The sequence below is a fragment of the Desulfovibrio sp. genome, assembly GCF_041907885.1.
Classification (GTDB): Bacteria; Desulfobacterota; Desulfovibrionia; order Desulfovibrionales; family Desulfovibrionaceae; genus Desulfovibrio.
Genome location: NZ_JAYRGM010000001.1, coordinates 278316 through 302708 on the forward strand (window position 1 = coordinate 278316; position 24393 = coordinate 302708).

Sequence of the window (24393 nt, forward strand, 5' to 3'; positions counted from 1 at the left end):
CATGCCCATCTACGAGTATTCTTGCCAAAAATGCGGACGGGATTTTGAAGAACTTGTATTTGACGAAACCCCGCCCACGTGCCCGTATTGCGGCTCCAATGACACGCAAAAGCTCATGTCGTGCTGCGCCCGGCACAAAAGCGGTGCGGAAGGCGGCGAATATGCGGCTTCAACCGGCGGTGGCGGCGGCTGTGCGGGATGTTCCGGCGGCAACTGCGCAAGCTGTGGGCATTAGGGGCAGGCATGCGTAAATCTCTCATTATCGCTACCCGTGGCAGCCAGTTGGCCCTGTGGCAGGCAGAGCACGTAAAAAGCCGCCTGCTGGCGCTTGATCCCGAACTGTCGGTTGAACTTTCCATCATCAAAACCAGGGGCGACATCATTCAGGATGTTCCGCTGGCAAAGGTGGGGGGCAAGGGTCTTTTTGTAAAAGAAATTGAAGAAGCCCTGCTTGAAAACCGCGCCGACCTTGCCGTACACAGCATCAAGGACGTGCCCATGGAACTGCCCGAAGGGCTTATTCTGGGCTGCATCCCCAAGCGTGAGGCCCCTACGGACTGTATGCTTTCGTGCCATTATGCCGATCTGGCGGCCTTGCCCCAGGGGGCCTGCGTGGGCACAAGCAGCCTGCGCCGTCAGGCACAGCTGCTGGCTCAGCGCCCTGACCTGCGCATTGAAAGCCTGCGCGGCAATGTGGACACGCGCCTGCGCAAACTGCGCGAGGGCGTGTACGATGCCATTATTCTTGCCTCGGCGGGCATGAACCGCCTGGGCCTCAGCGCGCCTTACATGCATGCCCTTGACCCGCAAACCTTTTTGCCCGCTGTGGGCCAGGGTGCCATTGGCATTGAATGCCGCGAGGACGACTACGAGCTCTTTACCCTGCTTGCCGAGATAGAAGACACCCCCACCCGCGTGTGCGTGGAAGCCGAAAGGGGCTTTCTTGCCGGGCTTGAGGGCGGTTGCCAGGTTCCCATTGCTGGCCATGCCCGGCTTGAGAATGACGAATCATTTGTTCTTGAAGGTCTGGTGGCAGAGGTGGACGGCAGCCTGATTCTGCGCGAGGCGCAGCAGGGCCATACTTCCAAGGCCCGACAGGTGGGGCTTGAACTTGCCGAAAAACTTCTTGCCAGAGGCGGCCGCGCCATTCTGGAAAAACTTTATCAACAATAACGACTAACTATGCCAACTATCGCTCCTCTGTCTGCGTCGCGCCTGCACGCCACCATTGATCCTGCCCGTATTCCCTGGGATTCGAGCAAGGATATTCCGCTGCCGCGCAATGGACGCCAGAATCCCTTTCAGCCACGGGCCATGCAGGCACTTGATCTTGCCCTGCAAATCAACACCCAGGGCTACAATGTCTATCTGTCTGGCGAGGCCGACCTTGGCCGCAGCCACATGCTGCTGAGCTATCTAGGCCCGCAGGCAAAAAAGCTGCCTACGCCCAACGACCTGGTATATGTGCACAATTTTTCCGATCCTGACAGGCCGCACCTTTTTGCCCTGCCCGCTGGCATGGGTAAAAAGTTCAAGCAAAACCTTAAGGAGCTTGTTGAGCACATCCGCGTTGAGCTGCCGCGCCGTTTTGAGGCCAGCACCTTTGTAAAGCGCCGCGCCAAGCTGGTAGACAACTTTCAGAACGCCCGCATGGGCCTGCTGCGCAAAATGAATTCTGTGGCCGTAGACAAGGGCTTTAACCTTGATATGGACGAAAGCGGCGGCCTTACCCTGCACCCGCTGGTAGAGGGCAAGCGCCTGAGCGAAGAAGAATTCGACAAGCTTGACACAAACGTGCGCCTGAGCCTCAAAAGCCAGGGCGACAACCTTGTGCAGGCCATGTCTGGCTTTATGCGCCAGCTCAACAAGGCGGAAGAAAGTTTTCAGGACGACGAACGCGGCCTGGAACGCGACGCCATGAACCAGGTACTGACCTCGTACCTCACGCCCATTGAGCAGCGCATGCTCAAGGCTTGTCAGGTCAAGGGGCTTGATGCCTACTTTGCGGAGCTGCGCGAGGATATTCTTAAAAATACCGATGCCTTTCTGCAAAGGGACGGCGGCATGGGCCCCATGGGTGATATTCACGGCGGCCCTGCGGTCGATGCCGTGCTGTACCGCTACGAGGCCAACCTGCTGGTTGACAGCAGCAGCCTTGAGGGTGCGCCCATCATTGTGGAAGACCACCCCACCGCCGTCAATCTGCTGGGCTGTGTGGAGCGCGAATCCGAAATGGGCGCGCTGGTCACAGACTTCACCCTTATCCGCGCGGGCAGCATCCACAAGGCCAACGGTGGCTTTCTGGTGCTGCACATAGAGGATCTTTTGCAGCATCCCAATGCCTGGGAAGGCCTGCTGCGCGCCCTGCGCTCAAATGTGGCGCGTATTGAAGATGCTGGCGAAGGGCCGGATACGCCCATCCGCACCAAGGGCATCAACCCCGAACCCCTGCCCCTGAATCTCAAGGTGGTGCTGGTCGGTGAAGAAGAACTTTACGAAGGCCTGCTGGTCAACGACGACCGGTTTTCCAAGCTCTTTCGCATCAAGGCCCACATGGCCGATACCACCGAGCGCAGCGCGGGTAATATTCGCGCCTATCTTGGGCATATCGCCACCATCATCAAGGAAACAGAGCTGCCCTGCTTTGACCGCTCTGCCCTGGCGTGGCTTATCGACCTTGGTTCGCATATCTGCGAGGATCAGCGCCGCCTCTCGCTGCGCTTTCCCGAACTGCGTGAACTCATGATCGAGGCCTCGGCCCTGGCCCGCATGAAAAAGCAGGATCACATCAGCGCCCCCGTGCTGGAAGAAGCCTACGCCGCACGCGTCTACCGGGCCAACCTGGTGGAAGAAATCTACATGGAAGAATATGACCGCAACATGATCAAGGTGCAGACCTCTGGTCAGGCCATTGGGCAGGTCAACGGTCTTTCTGTGACGTGGCACGGCGACTTTGAATTTGGCCTGCCCCACCGTATTTCGTGTACCGTGGGCGTGGGGCACGAGGGTATCATCGACCTTGAGCGCGAGGCCGAGCTTGGCGGGCCCATCCACACCAAGGCCATGATGATCCTTAAGAGCTATCTCACCGACCTTTTTGCCCGCAAAAAACCGCTGGTGCTTTCTGGCTCGCTCTATTTCGAGCAGAGCTATGCGGGCATCGAGGGCGACAGCGCCTCTGGTGCCGAGCTGGCAGCCCTGCTCTCGGCCATTGCCGATGTGCCGGTACGGCTTGATCTGGCCTTTACCGGCGCTGTCAGCCAGACCGGGCAGATCATGGCCGTGGGCGGCGTAACCCGCAAGATTGAAGGTTTTTACAACGTATGCGCGCGCCAGGGGCTTACCGGCACGCAGGGCGTTATCATTCCCTTTGACAACGTTGACCATCTCATGCTTGCGCCCACGGTTATCAAGGCGGTTGAAAATGGACAGTTTGCCATCTACCCCGTGCGGCGCATAGAAGAAGCCCTGAGCCTGCTGACCGGCCTTGCCATTGGCCGCAGGCTTAAAAATGGCGGCTTTACCAAGGGCAGCCTGTACGACATGGTTGACAGCAGGCTTGAACAGTTGGGTGCTTACGCGCAAAATGCCTTTAGGCGCAGCAAAAAGACCAAGGAAGGATAAAATTCCGCAACGTGCGCAGGTGCGCGTAACGCGGAAGAACAAGTTAATAACCCCACACATATCTTGACTTTATGCTCTTAATATGTAAGGGGTCAACGCAGGGAAAATCCTTATGCCTCACTCTAACCCAGCAAAAGCCGTGATGAACAAAAACAAGAAAGAAGCGTTGCTGCAGGCGGCCAAAGACCTTTTTGGCGAATGCGGGTATGTGGAAACCACCTTCAAGAAAATATCTGACAAAGCAGGCGTTGCACTTGGCTTGCTAACGCACCACTATGGCAACAAGGAAAAGCTCTTTCTTGCCTCTGGGCTTGATGTTCTTGAACGCTTTCTTGTAAGATTGCGCGCTGCCACCGCCGAAGCCACCTGTGGCTACGATGGTGTGATGCGTTTTTGCAGGGCATATCTCGATTTTTCTATCGACAAGGATTCCAACTGGCTGGTGCTTGTGCGCTGCTCACCTTACAGCGACATGAAAACCAAGACAGACCGCGATATTATGGATTCCATGTTTTCGCAGGTACACAACGAGCTTGAACGGGTTATCGCCAAGGGTGTGGAAGACGGCAGCATCCAGAAGATAGACAGCAAAAGCACCGCTCAGGTGATCATATCACTCATGGTCGGTTCAAACCGTACCCGCGTGCTTACGCCCTATGCCGTGCCCAACCTGTACGAAGACGTACTTGATTTTATTTCGCGCTCCATCAAGGCCTAGCGCCTTGCCATTGCAGACTCAAAGCCGCCGGTTGACTGACCGGCGGCTTTTTTGTTGGTGCTGCCTCAGGTATCTTTTTGTGGGCTGGTAACATTCGCTCACCGAGAAACTACAGGAATTGCTGTACCGAACAGGCAATAGGGCTTGCCGAGTAGATACGCTTTGAAGTAAATTCGAAATGTTCAGGGTACATTATGCGCGAGTGGGTAGTTGAGCCCGTGCTGTGGTTGCACGGGTTGCCGTGAGCTCTGGGCAGACATGCCATGGCGCTCGTAGACTCAACCTTTATTGAGGAGACGGTTTTTATGCAAAGGCTTGCGAGCATTCCCATGTGCCTTTTTCTTACCGCAGGACTCTTGGTCTCTGGCTGCACCAGCCAGTATGGTCCACAAAAAACCAAGGTCAACTATTATCCCCAGTGTTATCAGCCTGTTAATCAGCTGCGGCAAGACGAAAACAGCACAGGCAAAAGCACGGCTGCCGGTGCAGTGGGCGGCGCCCTGCTGGGTGCGCTTATCGGCGGCCTTGCCACGGGCAAGGCTAGCGGCGCCATTGCTGGCGCAGTGGCGGGCGGTGCTGCTGGTGCGGTTGCGGGCAACGTGTACGGCAAATCCAAGGCCAAAGAACGCGATGCCGCCTACATGCAGCAGTACAGCCAGCAGCTCGGCACCGAAGCTGCCAGCATGAACCGCTCTACGGCAGCTGCCAAGGTTGCGGCCAAGTGCTACGATGAACAGTTCAAGCTCGCCGCCAACCAGTTCAAGGCTGGCCAGATTTCGCGCATAGAATTCCAGGACAAGTACAACGAAATTCGCAGCGGCCTTGAGGAAACGGCGTTTATCCTTAACGATACCGCCACCACCATGGCCAAGAAAGATACCGAATATCAGGAGGCTTTGTCCGAGCCCTATACCACGGCCCAGGCAAAACCTGTTGTTTCCACCCCCAGCGCTGGCAAGTCCAAGAAGGGCGCAGCCGCCCAGCCCAAAGCCAAGCCCATTCCCACTGCCAGCACCAACCGCTCGCCCGAAGAAAGCAACGTGGCCACGCAGGCTGCGGAATGGAAGACCTCCCGCGAAGATCTTGAAAGCACGCGCCGCGATGTGAATTCGCGCATGTCGAGCTACGAAGAAACCGTCAATAATCTGCTTGGATAACTCTGCCGCCGCGCAGCCGCCCTGCCTTGTAGCGGTGGCTGTGCGGCATTTTACTGCGCCGCATGCCGCGCGGAGCCATACATGAACGAAAACCAACAATCCATGCCTCCCGAAACCCCGCAAACAGCTGCCGCGCCAGAAGCCGCAGCGGCGGTGAGCGTGGTTGCCCTGCCCTGGTACCGCCGTCCTCTCTTTTGGGGAATACTTCTGTTTCTGGGGCTTTTGCTGCTGGCTGGCTGGCTGTTCTGGAAAGAATGGCAGCAGGCCGAAGCCACAAAGGCATCCGTGGCCGCGCAGACAGAACAGTGGCGCGAACACAACGCAGCTCTGGAATCGTTCATGCAGCAGCTACGCGCCCTGCTTGCCAAAGATCCCTGCGAAGTAAAGCAGGGGCTTGGCCGCATTACATCGCCCGCAGGGGTGATGTGGCCGCCGTTGGCTTCGGGAGCAGACCGGTCTGATGCCGTGCCTCAGAAACCCGGTGATCTGGCCGATAAATCGGGATCCGGACGGTCAGATACGCCTCCTGCTCCTGCGCAGAACAATGCGGATGCCCAAAAGCAGATACCGCCCGTTCCTGTGCAAAAGCAGACTCCCCGCAATGTTTCTGAACTGATGGAGCAGGCAACCGTTCTGGTGCTTGCCATGAAAGAAGAAGGCCTTGCCATGGGCACGGGCTTTTTTGTGGCGCCCGGCTATGTGGTTACCAACGCCCATGTGGTGGGCGATGCCACAGAGGCGGTTGTTGTCAACAAGGCCATGGGCAGGCCGTTTGCGGCCACAGTGCGCCTAGTTGCTCACGACAATGGGCAGGATTTTGCCCTGCTGGGCGTTGACGGCACTTCGGGTATTGTGCCGCTCAAGCTGGCGCAGAGTGTGAGCCGTACCGAGCGCGTGAGCGCCTGGGGCTTTCCCGGTGCGGTGACCAACGACGACCCCAAATTTGCAGCCCTGCTCAAGGGCGATGAGGCCGCAGCCCCCGAAGTGGTGTACACCGAGGGTGTGGTGAGCGTTATTCTTGAACGTAATCCCCCGCTTATCGTGCATACCGCAACTGTTTCGCAAGGAAACAGCGGTGGGCCGCTGATCAACGAAAAGGGTGACGTGGTGGGCATCAATACTTTTATCAAACTTGATGACGCCTCGTACCGCCAGTCCAGCCTTGCCATTGTATGTTCCAGCCTGGCTGCATTTTTACGCGGGGCGGGGGTTTCCATCACCATGGCGCAGGCCAGTGAATCTGCGGGAGGCAAGCAATGAGTATCCGCATTGCCGTAAGTTTGCGCGGCCAGATGCGCGCGCTTGCCAGCCAGGGCATTTTTGCCACTGACTGCTACGAACAGCTCAAGGCCATCCTGCAACAGAAACTTGGGGCAGATCATGCCGCCCTGCTGGCCGAGCCACAGCACAATTCAGAGGGTAACAGTGTAGACTGGTATGCCGAGGGCACAGGCCCCGCCATCCCGCTGGCCGATCTTTCTGAACCCGATGCCCAGGCCCTGCGTGCCCAGGCGGGCGCTCTGGCAACAGACATTGCCAAACTTGCCAAGGAGATGACTGCCGATGCCCAGGCACGGCAGGCTCTTTCGGGTCAGCTGTTGTGCATTGCGCTGCAACACCCGGATGACGCCGATATCTGGTCTGTTGACGGCAAGCCAGTGATTATAAACTGGGGTTTTGCCCCAGGCAGCGTGGGTGCCCAGCCGCAGGATCTCACCCGCCTTGGTGGCATGCTGCCTGCTGTTCCCACCGCGCCTGTACCTGCCCCCGTTGCTGCGCCGGTTCCGGTTGTTGTTGTGCAGCGCAGCGGCTGCCTGCCCTGGCTGCTGCCCCTGCTGCTCTTGCTGCTTCTGCTTTGGCTGCTGGGCGCGGCGCTTGGGCTTTTGCCCTCGCCCCTGCCCGCAGGCTGCATGCCTGTTGACCGCAGCGCCCTTGAAGCCGAAAAACAGAAAGCCGCCGCCAACGAAGACCAGCTGGCCTTGCTGTGGCGGCAGTTGCAGGAAAAAGCCGCCCTGTGCAAGCCCGTACCCCCGCCGGTTGTGCCGCCCAAGGTTGAGCCCAAAAAAGAGGAACCCAAGAGGGAGGAACCCAAAAAAGAAGAGCCCAAGCTGCCTGACCCAGAGGTGGTGGAGCCCTTCCTTGGCGAAACACCCGTGGAACCTCCCAAGGTGGCCGAAGCCCCCAAGCTCAAGCCCAAAATGGAGCCAAAGCAGCAGCTTGTGGAAGAACCCAAGCAGCAAGAGCCGCCCAAGCCCAAGCCCAAAAAGGATGACAAGCTTTCCATTCCTGAAGACGCGGCCAAGAAAAATGACCTGACCTTTCTGGAGGGTTGCTGGACAAGCGAAACCGGCCTGTATTCGCACCCCTCCAACGAGCCCATTATTGCCGAATACTGCTTTGACAAGTCCGGCAAGGGTCGCCGCATGGTGCGCGAGCGCAACGGTCAGGTATGCAGTGGTTCGGCCTCGGCCCGTTTTCAGGGCAATCAGCTGCAATTTGATTCCAGTCAGGCCCGTTGCCCGCGCGGCGGAACCTATGTTCCGCAAAAAGTTGAGTGCACCGGCCAGGAAAATTCCACCCAGTGCAAGGGCAGAGAGCTTGGCGGGGCCAATCTCAAGTGGGATGCCCGCTTTAAAAGGAAATAATGATGGATGTCATACCCCGTTATCTTTCGCCGGTAAGCATCATTCCCGGCGGCTGCCCGCAGTTTCTTGATTTTGCCATAGCCGAAGATGCCGTTAAGAACATGACGCGGTATTTTCGTGAAGAAAGAAAAAAGGAAACGGAAGATCAGACGCGTTATACCCATTATCTGCGCTGTCTGGTAGCATCGGAAGACGGTTATATTGACCAGTTGACCGGGCAAAAGTGCGCAGAAGACTACACGGTTGCCCCGGCCAATGCCCTGAGCTTGTGGGAGGGCCACTGGCTGCCCGTTCCTTTTTTGCGCACGCTCGACCAGCCCTGGTCCGACGGCGGCAAGCGCTTTGAGTGCGGGCCTTCCAACTGGGCGCGTGCCCGCGTTATGCGGTCAGAGAAGCACCCGGGGCAACTGCGTGTGGTGCTCATGTTTGACACCAATGTGGAAGAGCGCCCCGCCCAGGGCGAGCAGTACCACGCGCTTTCTCCCCAGGATGTGACCGCGCACGGGCATTTTATGCTTGCCCACCTTGTGCGTGACAATTCGTGGTTTCTCAATGCCGCCTGGGTAGACGAATGGCTCTACGGCATCTACGACGCATGGAAGCAGGCAAAGCACAACAAGCGCGGAGCCTGGAGCGATGACAATCCCTATATGCTTGAGCATCTTGCCAACTATCTCACCTGGCTGGATGTGGTACGCCTTGCGCTCAACGATCTGGCCGTACAGGTCATCAACCCCGACCGCGACACACCGGTGGATGTTGACCTTGTGCTCGATATCGGCAATTCGCGCACTACGGGCATTCTGGTTGAAACACTGCCCCAGCGCATCACCAACCTCAACGACAGCTATCTGCTTGAGCTGCGCGACCTGAGCCAGCCAGAACACATTTATTCTGACCCCTTTGAAACACGGGTGGAATTTGTGGACGCGGCCTTTGGCAACGATGCCCTCTCGCGCCGTTCTGGCCGTCAAACCCCAGCCTTTGCCTGGCCTTCTGCTGTGCGTATCGGGCCGGAGTCTGCCCGGCTTGCCACCCAGGCCGTGTGCGCCGAGGGTACAACAGGCATGTCGAGCCCCAAGCGTTACCTGTGGGACGAGCGCCCCTGGCAACAGAGCTGGCGTTACAATACCGGCGGCAAGGCAGAACCCATGGTGAGCCGTGGCCTGTTTCCCCGCCAGTTAAACCCGCAGGGCACGCCACTTTCGTGCTTTGACGACCCCTTGTTCAAACAGAGCCCGGCCCTGCGCAAGCAGGAGGCCGAGCCCATTTTTGAGTCGCTGTTCACGCGCTCTTCGCTCATGCTCTTTATGCTGGGCGAAATACTGACCCAGGCGCTTGTGACCATCAACTCACCAGCCACGCGCTCACGGCGCGAGCTGCCCAACCTGCCGCGCAGGCTTAGAAGAATCATTTTTACCGTACCCACAGCCATGCCCGTGGCCGAAAAACGCATTTTTCGCCGGTGGGTTACCTGGGCTGTGCGCGTGGTGTGGAATGCCCTGGGCTGGAGCGAGTGGCATACGCCAAGCCAGCAAAGACGCACCCTCATGGGCGATTACCGGCAAAGCCCGCAAGTGCGCTGCGATTGGGACGAGGCCAGCTGTTCGCAACTGGTGCTGCTCTACAACGAGCTTGCCGTCAAACAGCACGGCGATGCGCACCATCTGTTCCGTCTTATGGGCAAGCCGCGTAAATCGTGCGACATGCACCCCTGCGTGCGTATGGCATCCATTGATATTGGCGGCGGCACCACCGACCTTTCCATCACCACCTTCGAACTCGCCAGCGGCGAGGGCGACACGGCGCGAATAAAGCCCCATACGGAATTCAGGGACGGCTTCAACATTGCGGGCGATGAAGTGCTGCGCGAGGTGGTGGCCAATCATGTAATTCCCGCCATTGGCCAGGCGCTGTCGCGCGCAGGTCTTGCCGAACCCCGTTCGCTGCTTGGGCAGCTCTTTGGGCGCGACTCCATCGGCATGTCGCAGGAAGACCGCAACACCCGTGTGCGCCTGGTGCGGCAGATAGCCGTGCCCGTTGCCCTGGGCCTGCTTTCCACCTGTGAGAATCCCGATCTGCGCGGTACAAGCTTCAACTGTACCCTGGGCGACTTTTTTGAGCCCGATCCGGTAGCTGCCGCCATAAGCAAGGAAGCCGCCAAGGATACAGAGGAAGAAGACAAGGCCGGTTTTCACCCTGCAACGCTTGCGCCGCGCCCGCAGCCAGCCACCTTGCGCGATGTGGCGGCCATGGTACGGCGATCCACTTCCTTCATCCAGAACTTTAATGTTCTGGATGTGCCCATTGTCGTTAACCAGGCAGCAGTGGAAGAAACCATACGCAGCACGCTTGGGCCAACGCTTTCGGCCCTGTGCGAAGTGGTTCACATGTATGATTGCGACGTACTGCTGCTCACCGGGCGGCCCAGCTCGTGGAACGGCGTTATCGCAACCGTGCTTGCCAAGTTGCCCGTGCCGCCAGACAAGATCATTCCCATGCGGCGCTATCACGCCGGTTCGTGGTATCCCTTTGCAGACGCCCAGGGCCGCATTACCGACCCGAAAACCACGGTTGTGGTGGGGGCAATCCTGTGCGCGCTGGCCGACGGACACCTTGAAGGATTCTCCTTTGATTCCGCTTCTCTCAAGCTCACATCAACTGCCCGCTATATCGGCGAAATGGACATCAACAGCCAGCTCAAGCGGCCCAAGGTGTGGTTTACCGTAGATGTGGAAAACAAGGACAGCATCGACAAGGAACGCATAGTGGCTTTTAGCGGGCCCCTGTTCATCGGCTATCGGCAGCTGGATGCCGAGCGCTGGCCCACCACGCGTTACCATCTGCTCACGTTTGCCACAGAGGAAGCCCGTTCGCGTGCTTCGGGGCGTCTTCCCTACAAGGTCGAGGTTTGCCTGAGCGTTGCCGAAGCCCTGGACAAGGACGAAATCCGCAGCGAATCGGACAAGGACAAGCGCAGCGAAGGTGAGTTCTGCATCGTGTCCATTACCGATGAAAAGGGAAACAGCGTCAACCCGCGTGACCTTGAAATTCGCCTGCAAACCCTGAAACTGGACGAAGGCTACTGGCTGGATACGGGCATTGTTACCGACGCCGGATAATCGAGGATGGTTATGCAGCAACAGGATATGGATTTGGCGCGGCGTTGCCGCGAACTGTCGGAAAACTCGCGTAGCGCTGGTGCGTGGCTTCAGGACAATGCCGAGCTTGTGGGCAGTGAACGCGCAGCCCTGCAAAAGGATCTGCGCCACGCGGCCCGCTTTTTTGACAAATGTGAGCAGGCCGCCCGCCGCAAAATGTGCGTGGGTGTTTTTGGCCCCAGCCAGTCGGGCAAGTCCTACCTTATTTCAACCCTTGCCAGCAATGCAGACAAGGTGCTTCTGACCGATTTTTGCGGTCAGACATTTGATTTTATCAAGGACATAAACCCCGTTGGCGGCAAGGAATCAACGGGCCTTGTCACGCGCTTTACCACTACCCCGCCCGAAGGCGTGACAGAGGCTTTTCCCATCCGTCTGCGTCTGCTTTCTGAAACAGACGTGGCCCGCGTGCTGGCCAATACCTATTACGCCGACTGCGACCACAAGGACGCCCCCAATGCCGAGGCCCTGGCCAAGGAGCTGGAACGTCTGGAAGGCCGCGCCAAGGCCGGGCCGGTTGCTGGCGGCCTGACCGTGGACGATGTGGAAGAACTGCGCGATTACGTTAATAAAAACTTTATTTCGCGCCCCAGGGTGCAGATGTTTCAAAACGGCTTTTGGGTGCGGGCCATGGAACTTGCGCCGCGTCTTGAGCTGGAAGACCGCGCCTGCCTCATCAGCCTGATATGGGACAACGTGCCTGAATTCAAAGCCGTGTACTTGCAGCTTGGCGCTGCCCTGCAACAGCTTGGCAACCCCGCAGAGGCCACGTGCGGTATTGATGCCCTTATTCCGCGCAACAACAGCATAATCGACGTTGAACTGCTCAAGGGGCTTAACAATCCCTCTACCGATCTGCTGACGGTTGTGGGTATTGGTGGTCGCAAGGCTGATCTGCCGCGTGCGCTTGTAACGGCGCTTACGGCAGAAATCACCATACATATGCTTGAAAAGCCGGACGATTTCTTTGACCACACCGATCTGCTCGACTTTCCCGGCTACCGTGCCCGCTACAAAATAGGTGATCTGCGGGCCAAGCTTGGCGAAGAGGACATGCTCAAGCAGCTTTTTTTGCGCGGCAAGGTTGCCTACCTTTTTGAGCGCTACCGCGAAGAAAAAGAGCTCACCAGCATGTTGCTGTGCATCGGGCCCAGCACTCAGGAAGTGCAGGACCTTCCGCAGGCCGTGTACGAATGGATATGCTCCACCCATGGCGAAAAGCCCGAAATGCGCGCTGGCAAAGCGCCTTCGCTCTTTTTTGTGCTCACCAAGATGGATATGGAGTTTGAAAAAAAGGCTGGTTCTTCGTCAGACGAAAACCGCTGGTCAATCCGCCTTGAATCATCGCTGCTGAAATTTTTTGGCCAGTTGCACGACTGGCCTCAAAACTGGGACGGCACACATCCTTTCAAGAATGTCTTTTTGCTGCGCAATCCCAACTTTTTGTGCGAGGCCATATTCGACTACAACGGCAGAACTGAAACCGGCATTCGTCAGGATCAGCAGGCCTTTGTGGAGCAGGTGCGTCAGTCCTTCCTCAGCTCGGAGATGGTGCAAAAGCATGTGGCCAACCCCGAAGAGGCTTGGCAGGCGGCCATGACCCTCAACGACGGCGGCGTGGGCCTGCTGCGCAAGTGCCTGAGCCCCCTGTGCAATCCTGATCTCAAACGCCAGCAGATCAATGGCAGCCTTGCGGAAAAATGTGACCGCATACAAACGGGCCTTACGCCATTTTACCGCACAGACGACCGGGAAGAACTGCGCAAGCAAAAGGAACAGCTATCCCGTCTGCTGGTTTCGCTGATGGCCAAGGTTGCGGAAAGGCAGATGTTTGGCGAGTTTTTGCGCAGGCTTCAGGTGCGTGATTTCGACCTGTACGAAATTTGCCTCAACGCCCGCCAAAATCAGGGCGATGGCCAGAACGGCAACACTGTTCAGGTGGTGGGCGCACGCGTGTTGGCCAACGACATTCTGGACGACATATTTGGAGGCGATGCCCCTGCTGCCCCGCCTGAAAATGATACGGTGCAGGATGAACAGACCATGGACAATGCCCAGGTTTTTGCCGGGCTGGTCATGGATCACTGGACAGGCCGCCTGCATGACCTGTGCAACGATGCAGAGACCAGAAACCTGCTTGGCCTGCCCGCAAGGGAACTGGACCAGTTCTGCCACGAGCTTGCCCAGGCGGCGGCCCGCTGCAAACTGCGCGATACCCTTGAGGACGAGCTGCGGCGCTGCTCGGCATTCAGCAACATCACCCGCGAACGGCTTATGTGGAAGCAGGTGAGCCTTGCGGCAGATGCCATCAACGCCTTTGTGGACTGGTGGAGCTTTGACCCCCGTTTTAAGGACCAGCCCCAGCGCACCGTTGTTTTTGGGGGCAAAAGTGTGTCCCTGTTCAACCCGCCACCAGAAATCGAGGGGGAACCCTCCATTGGCGAGGTGGAATCTCCCTACGACCGCATGTGGTATACGGACTGGCTGCGCGCCATGGCCTACAGCGTTATGGCCAACGTGGATTTTGACGGCCAACAGAGCCTCAACCCGGAACAAAATAACCGTCTGCGCGAAATTTTGCAGGCGTTTAAAGGATAGCACATGCGTGCCAGCATTTCAGCTGATACCGGGCGCGGCCCCGGCAACGGCATCATCGAGATATTTGACGCGGGCATTGTGAGCGAACCACGTTTTACCCTGCTGCGCGCCTCGGACAGCAAAAGCCTCAGCCCTCGCGGCTGGCAGGAAAGTGAAACCCTGCTCACCCCAGAGGCATGGGATAATGACGGCGGCAGCCTGCGCCTTGCCGTAGGCCCGACGGTGGTTGACGAGGTGGATAACCTCGATGCCTACCGCATCAGCCTGCGGGGCGTGGGCAGCTGCGCACTGGCTGTAAAGTCGCTGGTGTACTCGCATATCGCTGGTGGCGATGGTATGGGCGAGGCGAAACCGTTAACGCCCCCCGCACCAGTACCGCCAAAGCCCAAGCCAGAGCCGGAACCCGTGCTGGAATCGCCAGAGCCGCCCCTTGCCTTTGAGGAGCCGCAGCCCGCACCCCAGCAGGAAGATCCGCTTGTAATGAACAGCCAGCAGCCGGAAAAATCCGGCAGCAAGACATGGCTGATCGTGCTGATTGTGCTTGCCCTTCTTGCCGCTGGCGCTGCCGCATGGTGGTTTTTGCTGCGCGAGCCGGAAAAAGCCCCCCTGCCCACTCCCCCTGCGCAAGAGCAGAATGCAGAAAAACCGCAGACTCCAGAGCCGGAAAAACCCAAGCCTGCTGACAATGCGCCACAAAAGGATGCCGAGGCTGCCAAACCGGCGCTTTCGCCCCTTGCTTCTGCCCGCGAACAGCTTCGCGGCCAGGCTTTGCCCGATGTAAGCCTTGGCATGGCCAAGCCCCTGCGCAAGGCCGAAGCCACACCCGAAGAGAGCGATGCCGCCTTTTTGCTGCTTGAAGATGCGGCGCAAAAGGGCGATGCCGAATCCATGTTTCTTGTGGGGCAGTATTATGATCCTGCCAGCACCCTGCCGCGCGGCAGTATCCCCGCCGATCTTGCCCAGGCCAAGCGCTGGTACGATCAGGCCGCGCAAAAGGGGCAGCCCCAGGCCAGGGCAGCGCTCGACACGCTCAAGGAACACGCCCGCGCCCTTGAGGCCAAGGGCGATGCCGAGGCCCGTTCGCTGCTGCAAAACTGGCAGTAAGGCCTGCACATCAGGCTGGCTGCTTTATTGGGGTTAAACAGACTAATCGGGCGCTTGTGCCTTTGTGGCGGGTGTTGCACTGCACCCGCCAGGGCATTCTCAGGCTGAGGTTGCCCTTTTCTGCAAGGAGTTCGCTATGCATTCCATGCCCTTCCTTCGCCGTTGCTGCCTTGTATTGCTGCTGATGCTGGGCTTTGGCGCCTGCCTGAACGGCAGCCTTTCTACCGTATCTGCCGCGCCACTGTTGCAACAGGGCAAAAAAACACTTTTCCAGCGGGTGGTGAGCCACCCCGGCGCGGCCCTGCTGGCCGAGCCCAAGGCCGATGGGGCCGTGGTACGCAAAAGTGTTGTGCCCTTTACGGTCATGTATGTTTATGACCGCAAGGAGGGCTGGATTCAGGTTGGCGCATCCACCGCGCAAGCCGATGGCTGGATGGAAGCCGCCAAGACAACGGACTGGAACCAGTCGCTTACCTTGCTGTTCACGCCGCGCACGGGCCGTGATCCTGTGCTGTTTTTCAAAACAGAAACAGGGCTGAACGAGCTGTGTGCCGCGCCCGATATGGAAAAAAGGCTCGACGCGCTGGAAGCCCAGGCAGCAGCCCTGCGGCAGAGCAAGGAACCGGCCCCCGAAACCATGCCCATTCTCGCCAGCGAACCGGCTGACGCTCAGGGCGCTGTTTCTGAAAAACGTTTTTATCTCATGCCCATACTGGACATGAAGGACCCCTTTGACGGTGTAAAATTTCTGCGTGTGGCCTCCATCGACCCCGGTAACGGCAATGCCAAGGACGGCAAGAACGGCCCGCCCAAAACCGGTATTGCCCTTGTCATCGACACCACAATTTCCATGAAGCCCTACATCGACCAGAGCCTCAATGTGGTGCGCCACATATACGACAAGATTGAAAAAGACCACATGGCAGACAATGTGGGCTTTGCCGTTGTGGCCTTTCGCAGCAGCACCAAGGCGGCCCCCGGTCTGGAATACACAACCCAGGTTGTGAGTGACTTTGCCACCGCCAAAGACCGCAAAAGTCTTGAAGAAAAGCTTTCAAAAGTGCAGGAGGCCAAGGTCTCCAGCCATGATTTCAACGAAGATTCACTGGCTGGCGTGTACAAGGCCGTTGAAGCGCTCAACTGGAGCGACTATTCCTCGCGTCTTATCCTGCTCATTACCGACGCTGGCCCGCTCAAAAGCGGCGACAAATATGCCTCTGTGAACATGGGGCCGAGCGAGGTCAACGACTTTGCCCGCCAAAAGGGCATCTGGATCACCGCCCTGCACCTCAAGAGCCCCAGCGGCAACGCCAACCACGCCTATGCCGAGCAGAGCTACCGCGCCCTGAGCAAGCTTTCTGGCAACCGCTCAAACTATCTGGTGGTTGCTGCGCCCACGCCCACCAAGGGTGCGGAACAGTTTGCCGCCATTACCAAAACCCTGGCCAACGGCATGGTGGATATGGTTAAAAACACCGCCGAGGGCAAGGTTATGACCAGACCCAAGGACGAAAAGCCCCAAACGGCCTCGGCAGAAGATCAGGCCGCCAACCTGGCCGCCACACTCGGCTATGCCATGCAGCTGGAATACATGGGCAGAACACGCGACAATGCCGCTCCCTCGGTGGTTAATTCGTGGATTGCCGACATGGATCTGAACCAGCTCGCCAAGAGCAGGCAAACCCCCTGTGTTGACGTGGCCGTGCTGCTGACCAAGAACCAGCTCAACGACCTGAGCACCCAGATCAAAACCATCATCGACAATGCCGAGCGCACCAAAAAGACCGATGCGCGCGACTTTTTCCAGGGCGTGCTTTCTGCCTCCACCCGTATGGCCCGCGATCCCAACATGCCCACTCAGGGCAAAAACCTGGCGGAACTGGGCGTGCTCTCCGAATTTCTGGATGGCCTGCCCTACAAGAGCGACGTTATGCTGCTGCGCGAGGAAGACTGGTACCGCATGAGCGTGGGCGAACAGACAGCCTTTATCAACCGCCTCAAGTCGCGCCTTGCCCGGTATGAAGAATACGACCGAGACCGCGCCAACTGGGAGAGCTTTGGCCAGTCCAACCCCGGCGACTGGGTGTACCGCGTGCCCCTGAGCATGCTGCCCTAGAACTGGGCAACTTTGAGAATGGCATTCTCGAAGTTTTCGGCACGCACGTTTCAGCATTTGGCAGCGTAGCAGACAGCTGCGCTGCCGCCACCCATAGCCGCCCATCCGTTTCTGGCGCTTATATGCGGCAAACGGATGCCGCAAGGCAAAAAAACGCCACGGGCTGAAGCAACGTTACACCCGCGCGGCGGGCTCTGCTCAGGCAGACGCCAGAGCATTTCAAAACCTAAATACGCTAATCGCAATATCTGGGCTGGGGTTTGCTCCGCTGCCCGGAGGTGTTAATGACTGACATGGTTTTTTTGCTGCGCAATATTGCCAAGACGCGCCCCGGCAATGAGGGCTTTCGTCTGCGCATAGAGCAGCTTGACGTTGCGCGGGGCAGCCTGCTTGCCCTTGTTGGCCCCAGTGGCTGTGGCAAAAGCACCGCGCTCGACATGCTGGCCTGCGCCTTGAGCCCCGATATGACACCAGAGGGCTTTGCCCTGCCCCACAACACAACACCCCAGGGCAGACCGCCCGTGGGAGGCTCTGCCTCGCCAACCTTTGTATTCTGCCCTGCCGCAGGCGTACCCACTGATATCATGTCTTCATGGCGCGGTGGCGGTACAGACGCCTTGGCCCGGCTGCGGCTGCACCATCTGGGCTATGTGCTGCAAACAGGCGGTCTGCTGCCTTTTTTATCCGCGCGCGAAAATATCGTGCTGCGCTGCAAAAGCCTGGGAATTCTGCCCCAGCGGCAGGATGCCGTGGCAACTGTTGTACATCGTCTGGGCATCGGTCATCTGCTTGGGCAGTACCCGGCAACGCTTTCTGTGGGCGAACGCCAGCGGGTGGCCATTGCGTCGGCGCTGGCCCACGGCCCCTCGGTAGTGCTGGCTGACGAACCCACAGCCGCCCTCGACCCCGGGCATGCGGCCAACGTGCTGCGTCTTTTTGCCGAGCTGGCCCGCCAGCTGGGTATTACGGTGGTTATGGTCACCCATAATCTTGATCAGGCCCGTCTAGCCGGTTTTACGCTGGCACAGGTTACTGTTGGGCAGGATGCCGGCGGCAGTGTATCTGTGTTGCGCTGGGCCGGGGGGGCTGCCTGACATGGCAAATACCATTTCAACCATGTTGCGGCTGTCCTGCAAGGATTACTGGCACGAATTTCTGCTCTCTGCCTGTGCCGTGCTTGGGCTGGCGGCCGTGCTCACGCCACTGCTGGTGCTTTACGGCATAAAGTTCGGCGTGGTGCAAACCCTTACAGAACGCCTGCGCAACGACCCGAGAAATCTGGAAATTTCACCCGTTGTGAGCGGCAGATACACGCCGGAATATCTGGCGCAACTGGCCGCCCACCCAGATGTGGCCTTTGTATTGCCGCGCACGCGTTCCATTGCCGCCACCATGGACTTGATCCGTGGCGAGGGAGAGGGACGCGCACTTCTTGTTGCCTCGCTGGAACCCACGGCAGCGGGTGATCCCCTGCTGCTGCGCTTTGGCGCGGCGGCCCCATCCATGCCGCAAAATCCCGCCACCGAGGTCATTGGCGTTACCCTGTCTGCCTCTGCGGCTGAAAAGCTGCACGTCAAAGCGGGCGATACTCTTAATGGAAAGGTTGAACGTCGCTTTCAGAACAAGGTGCAGACAGCCCGCGTGCCCCTGCGCGTGGCCGCCGTGCTGCCCCTGGCCGCACAGCAGAAGGATGTGGCCTACGTGCCGCTGCCGCTCATGGAAGCTACGGAAGACTACCGCGATGGCCGCGCCGTGCCCGAGCTGGGTGCGCAAAATGGCTGGACAGGCGAACCCCGCCCGCAAGAGGCACGTGTCTACCCTGGCTTTCGGCTATATGCCCGCAGCCTTGATGATGTCATGCGCCTGCGGCAGAATTTTGCCGCCCAAAAGCTTGATGTTTACACCCATGCGGAAGAAATCGAACAGGTAACGGCACTTGCCCGCGCCCTCAACATGATATTTGCGCTCATTTGCGCGGCAACGGCCATCGGTTTTCTGGCATCCACTGCCAGCAGCGTGCTTGCCAGCATCAAGCGCAAGCAGCGCATTCTTGGCCTGCTGCGGCTCAACGGTTTTACCACCGGCAGTCTTTTGCTGTTTCCGCTGTCGCAGTCGCTGCTCACGGCGCTTTTTGGCACGGCACTGGCTGCCGGGGTGTACGGGGTGGCCGCATTTGTCATCAATACGCTGTTCAGCGCCCGCGTGAGCGGCCTTGAACAGGTATGCCTGTTGCTGCCACAGCATTTTTTGTTCACCTTTGCCGCCGTTGCCGGGCTTGCCCTGCTGGCGGCCCTTGGCCCCGCCCTGAGGGCGGCCCGCATTGAACCTTCGGAGGTTATCCGTGAAATATAACGTGTGCCCGCTCTTTCGCGCCCCGCTGCTGCGCGGCCTTGCCGCCACAGCGTGCTGCCCCCTGTTGTTGTCCATGATGCTCGTCGTTATGTTCACCCTGCTGCTTGCCCCCTGCGCATCCCGCCCCGCATTGGCCGCTCTGGCCCGCAAGGCCGATGTGAGCACCGCTGACGCCTTCAACCCCAAGCCGTCTGATACAGACGTAATCCTGCCCATGCCTTGCGGTTTGAGCATGGTTTTCAAGCTGGTGGCCGTGCCTGCCAAGGGTTTGCTGTGGGATATGCCCATGCGCCCCGGCGTGGACGACAGCGCCCATCAGGAAAGGGCCTATTACGACCGCCGTTTCAATACCGCCCTTTCGGGATCCTTTACGCTCGAAGATCTGCCCGCCGCATGGCGCAAGCTGGCTCCTCAGGGGCAGAATTTTTTCTACCTTGTGGCAAAATACGAGGTCAGCAATCTGCAATGGCGCGCCATCATGGACAATGCCTGCCCGGATACGGCCCAGCCCGGCGCAGAGGCTGCCCGCCCTGTCACCGACATAAGCTGGTACGATGCCGTGGATTTTACCCGCCGCTATACCACATGGCTGTTGCAGAACGCGCCAGATTCCTTGCCCCGCTTTGCCGGTGACCAGCGCAATGTGGGCTTTGTACGCCTGCCCACAGAAGTGGAATGGGAATATGCGGCGCGCGGCGGGCAAACCGCAGGCAGCCAGCTGCTGTTGCAGGAAAACTTTTTTGCCATGCAGCCCGAAGAAAGCAAGGCAGATTACGCGGTGTTCCGGCCCGAACAGGGGGCGCGCGCCGAGGGCATGGCCAACATAGGCACACGCAAGCCCAACCCGCTGGGCATTTATGACACGGCGGGCAATGCGGCTGAAATGGTGCTGGACACGTTTCGCTTTTCCATGGCGGGGCGGCAGCACGGCTCTGCGGGCGGATTTGTGCGCAAGGGCGGCTCTTTTCTTTCTGGCGATGCCGAAATTTTGCCTGGCCGCAGAGAAGAAACCCCCTTCTTTATGGTCGATGGCCCGGCCCACGCCCGCGACCTGGGCTTTCGGCCTGTAATATCGGGTATCAACACCCCTGGCGGCGCACGGCCACAGGAACTGACAGCAGAATGGAACAAGGCTGGCGAAAAACCGGCCCCCCTGGCTGATGGTCAGACGGCGCGCAATCCTCTGGACGAGCTCGACCGTCTGCTGGCAGCCGCGCCCGACGATACATCGCGCAAAAATCTTCAGGAATTGCGCAATACCATCAAAGAAAACAATATCATGCTTGAACGCCAAAAGCAGATGGAGGCGCAATCGCTGCTGCGCACAGGCGTGTACATGATCGAAACCATACGCAACTATGCCAGTAGGCGTAACACGCTAAAAACGCAGATAGAAATCATGGAGCGAGATAAAGCTGCCGCCAAGGGTGCGGAGCTTGAAAAGCTCAAGAAGATATTAGATACTGCCCAACGAGGAATGGTCATGCTGAATACCAGCCTGGAAAAATCCCTCACCTTCTACCGCAGCAAAGTGGAAGAAAGCGCTTTGCTTGCTCCTGAAGTGCTGGCAGCCGCCAACGAATCCCTTACCAAGGATTTCAGCGGTGCGGACCCGTTCAACGAAAACATGCACAAAAATTTAGAACTGTATCGGCTTCACGTAGATGCAATGCGCAAAAACAAGCTTTTGTCGCGTGAATCCATGCAGAAAGACATTCTGGAACGTCGGTTTCAGTAGAAAAAAGGAGTAGATCAATGTCTGATAAAATGCGTATTGGCTGGATTGGCACTGGTGTTATGGGCCTTTCGATGGCGGGACACCTTCAGGCTGCTGGCTGGCCGCTGACCGTATATAACCGCACCAAGGCCAAAACCGAACCCCTGCTCGCCAAGGGTGCCAAGTGGGCCGACACGCCCCGCGCGGTGGCCGAAGCCTCTGACGTGGTGTTTACCATTGTTGGTTACCCCCACGATGTGGAAGAAGTGACCCTGGGCGAAAACGGCGTGCTGCGCGGCCTGGCCGCTGGCGGCATTGTGTGCGACATGAGCACCTCCAGCCCTGTGCTGGCCGAGCGCATTGCCGCTGCCGCAAAGCAGCAGGGCTGCGAATCGCTTGACGCCCCTGTTACGGGCGGTGATGTGGGCGCGCGCGATGCCAAGCTCTCCATCTTTGTGGGCGGCGATCAGGCTGCTTACGACCGCGTGCTGCCCTGCTTCAACAAAATGGGCACCAACATTCTGCACTGCGGTGGCGCGGGCTTTGGCCAGAAGGGCAAGCTTGCCAACCAGGCGGCCATTGCTGGCGTGATGATCAGCACCTGCGAATCCTTCCTTTTTGCGCAGGAGGCCGGGCTTGACGTTTCCAAGTGGATGGAACTGGTAGTTGCTGGCTCTGGCGGCAGCTTTGCCATGAACACCCTTGGCCGCCGCATGCTCAAGGGTGACTTTGCCCCCGGCTTTTTCATCGACCACTTTATCAAAGACCTGGGCCTGTGCCTTGAAGAATGCCGCCGCATGAAGCTTGTGCTGCCCGGCATTACCCTGGCAGACCAGCTGTACCGCACCATGCAGGCCAAAGGCCAGGGCAGCAAGGGAACCCAGGCGCTGGTGGAATGCCTGGCCGAGCTTTCGGCCAAAAAGTGGAACGCCTGCTGCAAATAGTTTGAATCACGGCCCTGTGCGGCCTAATGCCTGCCCGGCCACGCGCCGGGCGGGCAGCATTGCATGACGAGCCTGAGCCCGCCAATTTGGGCAACCGCAAACAGGAGATCCGCCATGCCCCCCGCCATTGCTCCTGGCTGTCAAGCCAGCCCTCCAGCCAGCCCGCCAGCCAACCCAATGGAAGACCCAGCCCTGGAGCCCTACCGGCCCTTTCTCCAGCGCAGAATACGCTCGTTTATGGCAGAAAGGGAACGCATCTGCACCCATTACGGGTCGCTGCGCGCCTATGCGAATCTGCACCTCACCCTTGGCGCACAACGCGTTGACGGCCCTTCCGGCAGCCTGTGGCGCTGGCGAGAATACATGCCCAATGCCGAAAGCCTGTGGCTGACAACCGACAAGCTGAATTTTCAGCGCCACGCCAAATACCGCTTCAAACGCTGCGCCAACAATATTTTTGAGCTTGAGCTGCCGCCCGATGCCCTGGAGCACGGCACATATGTGGAACTGCGCCTGGTTGCCGCCCACAGCCCTGAAGCGCAAAACGGTGCATCGCAGAACGGTGCGTCGCAGAACGGAAAATCGGGCTCGGCCAAGGCCCTCAAGCGTGTGCCAGCCTTTGCCACCTGGGTGGAGCAAAACGCCGCCGTGCCAGAACAATGGTGCGCCCGCCTGTGGGCGCCGCAAACGCCCTACCGCTTCAGGCACAAGCGCCCGCCGCGCACGGCCTTTCCTCGCATTTACGAGGTGCATGTGGGCATGGCGCAATCCTCTCTGGCTCACAGTGGCAACAGCGTGGGCAGCTATGCCGATTTTTGCCGCCACATACTGCCGCGCATCAAGGCCTGCGGTTACACCACTGTGCAGCTCATGGGCATTCTGGAACATCCTCTGTACCGTTCGTTTGGTTATCAGGTAAGCAGCTATTTTGCGCCATCTTCGCGCTACGGCACGCCAGACGGCTTTAAAGAGCTTGTGGACACGGCCCACGGGCTTGGTCTGGCCGTTATCCTCGACATACCGCACGGCCACGCCAGCGCCAATACAGAGCAGGGTCTGGCCCGATACGACGGCAGCAACTATCTGTTTACCGAGCAGCAAAACCAGTGGGGCACGCCCTCCTTTGATTACGGGCAGGAGATGGCCCGGCGTTTTCTGCTCTCAAACTGCCGCTACTGGCTTGAAGAATTTCAGGTGGATGGCTTTAGGTTTGATGCCGTTGGCAACACTCTGTACCACGATTTTGGTGCGGACGACGATTTTTCGCATGTGGGGCGCTGCTTTTACGACAAGCAGGGCCAGCCGCGCGCCAATGTGAACGGCGAACTGTATCTTAACCTTGCCAATGCCCTGACCCACGAAATATCCCCGCCTGCCCTGACCATTGCCGAAGAGTTTTCGGGCATGCCCGGCCTCACCTGCCCGCCGGAACAAGGCGGCCTTGGCTTTGACTACCGCTTTGCCATGGGCATACCCGATTACTGGGCCAAATGCATTGCCGAGCCGCGCGACATGGGCAGCCTGTGGTACGAAATGACCAACCACCGCCCCTACGACCGCACCATAAGTTATGTGGAATGCCACGATCAGCACATCAACGGCAGCGATGCCATGATCTGGCGGCTGCTGGGCGAAGAAATGTACCGTCACATGGGCAAGGATGCCGAAAGCTGGAACATCTCGCGCGGGCTGGCCTTTTACAGGCTTATGCGGCTTATAACACTGGCAACGGCAGATGCGGGCTACCTCAACTTTATGGGCTGCGAATTTGGCCACCCCGAATGGCTGGATGCGGAAAAGCACGCCCACCGGCAATGGCATCTGGCCGATGACCCCGGGCTCAAATACCACGCCCTTGCAGACTGGGACAAAGAGCTGATGGCCCTAGTGCAGAGGCATCTGCCAGATTTTGCCCAGCCGCCGGTCTTTAGGTTTATTCACGAAGAAAAACGCCTGCTGGCCTTTGAGCGCGGCCAACTGCTGTTTGTGTTTAACTTTCATGAGCTTGAGGCGCAGAAAAATCTGCTCTTTGCCGTAAGACCCGGCAAATATGACGAGCTGTTGAGCTCGGATGAACAGCGTTTTGCCGGGCATGGCAATCTTGTGGTAAAATGCCCGCCAACGGCGCATTTTACGGCTCCCCTGCCGGACCGGGCCGAGGGCGATATTGCCCTGTATATGCCGCCGCTCGTGGGGCTTGTTTTGGAAAATTCAAAATAATTTAGAAAAACTGTTGACAGGTGAGGCTGTTCCGCGT

Annotated in this window: 16 protein-coding genes; all 16 read left to right on the forward strand. The window is 58.6% G+C overall.

Annotated features, from left to right (window positions below; genetic code table 11):
- The first annotated feature begins 1 nt into the window (after position 1).
- The 16 genes from ACE3NW_RS01135 (at position 2) to ACE3NW_RS01210 (ending at position 24356) form a co-directional block, all read left to right on the forward strand.
- Positions 2-235, forward strand: a complete 234-nt coding sequence (locus tag ACE3NW_RS01135) for a zinc ribbon domain-containing protein (RefSeq protein ID WP_374279541.1) — start codon at positions 2-4, stop codon at positions 233-235.
- Positions 236-243: 8 nt separating this feature from the next.
- The gene (gene hemC / locus ACE3NW_RS01140; RefSeq protein ID WP_374279542.1) at positions 244-1173 is read left to right on the forward strand and encodes a hydroxymethylbilane synthase; all 930 of its coding nucleotides are present in this window, start codon (positions 244-246) and stop codon (positions 1171-1173) included.
- Positions 1174-1182: 9 nt separating this feature from the next.
- Positions 1183-3624 (forward strand): Lon protease family protein, encoded by a 2442-nt coding sequence (locus ACE3NW_RS01145; RefSeq protein WP_374279543.1) that lies wholly within the window; start codon positions 1183-1185, stop codon positions 3622-3624.
- Positions 3625-3766: 142 nt separating this feature from the next.
- Positions 3767-4342, forward strand: coding sequence for a TetR/AcrR family transcriptional regulator (locus tag ACE3NW_RS01150; RefSeq protein ID WP_374279628.1), 576 nt, complete (start codon positions 3767-3769; stop codon positions 4340-4342).
- Positions 4343-4605: 263 nt separating this feature from the next.
- Positions 4606-5499, forward strand: a complete 894-nt coding sequence (locus tag ACE3NW_RS01155) for a hypothetical protein (RefSeq protein ID WP_374279544.1) — start codon at positions 4606-4608, stop codon at positions 5497-5499.
- Positions 5500-5580: 81 nt separating this feature from the next.
- Positions 5581-6759, forward strand: a complete 1179-nt coding sequence (locus ACE3NW_RS01160) for a serine protease (protein WP_374279545.1) — start codon at positions 5581-5583, stop codon at positions 6757-6759.
- Positions 6756-8144: an SrfA family protein gene (locus ACE3NW_RS01165; RefSeq protein ID WP_374279546.1), complete on the forward strand. Its 1389-nt coding sequence runs from the start codon at positions 6756-6758 to the stop codon at positions 8142-8144. The genes ACE3NW_RS01160 and ACE3NW_RS01165 overlap by 4 nt, the downstream gene beginning before the upstream one ends.
- Before the next feature lie 2 nt (positions 8145-8146).
- Positions 8147-11266 (forward strand): virulence factor SrfB, encoded by a 3120-nt coding sequence (locus ACE3NW_RS01170; RefSeq protein ID WP_374279547.1) that lies wholly within the window; start codon positions 8147-8149, stop codon positions 11264-11266.
- Positions 11267-11278: 12 nt separating this feature from the next.
- Entirely contained in the window at positions 11279-13903 is a 2625-nt protein-coding gene (locus ACE3NW_RS01175) for a virulence factor SrfC family protein (protein WP_374279549.1), read from the forward strand.
- A gap of 3 nt (positions 13904-13906) precedes the next feature.
- On the forward strand, positions 13907-15007 hold the full coding sequence (locus ACE3NW_RS01180; protein ID WP_374279550.1) for a sel1 repeat family protein: 1101 nt from the start codon (positions 13907-13909) through the stop codon (positions 15005-15007).
- 136 nt (positions 15008-15143) lie between these two features.
- On the forward strand, positions 15144-17123 hold the full coding sequence (locus tag ACE3NW_RS01185) for a vWA domain-containing protein (protein WP_374279551.1): 1980 nt from the start codon (positions 15144-15146) through the stop codon (positions 17121-17123).
- A 284-nt stretch (positions 17124-17407) separates the two neighbouring features.
- On the forward strand, positions 17408-18217 hold the full coding sequence (locus ACE3NW_RS01190) for an ABC transporter ATP-binding protein (RefSeq protein WP_374279552.1): 810 nt from the start codon (positions 17408-17410) through the stop codon (positions 18215-18217).
- A gap of 1 nt (position 18218) precedes the next feature.
- Positions 18219-19475 carry an ABC transporter permease gene (locus tag ACE3NW_RS01195; protein WP_374279553.1) on the forward strand — a complete coding sequence of 419 codons (1257 nt, stop codon included), beginning with the start codon at positions 18219-18221 and terminating at the stop codon, positions 19473-19475.
- Positions 19465-21213 carry a formylglycine-generating enzyme family protein gene (locus tag ACE3NW_RS01200; RefSeq protein ID WP_374279554.1) on the forward strand — a complete coding sequence of 583 codons (1749 nt, stop codon included), beginning with the start codon at positions 19465-19467 and terminating at the stop codon, positions 21211-21213. The genes ACE3NW_RS01195 and ACE3NW_RS01200 overlap by 11 nt, the downstream gene beginning before the upstream one ends.
- Positions 21214-21230: 17 nt before the next feature.
- Positions 21231-22136, forward strand: a complete 906-nt coding sequence (locus tag ACE3NW_RS01205) for an NAD(P)-dependent oxidoreductase (RefSeq protein WP_374279555.1) — start codon at positions 21231-21233, stop codon at positions 22134-22136.
- A 177-nt stretch (positions 22137-22313) separates the two neighbouring features.
- A complete protein-coding gene (locus ACE3NW_RS01210; RefSeq protein ID WP_374279556.1) occupies positions 22314-24356 on the forward strand; it encodes an alpha-amylase family glycosyl hydrolase in 2043 nt (680 codons plus the stop codon).
- Positions 24357-24393: the final 37 nt, after the last annotated feature.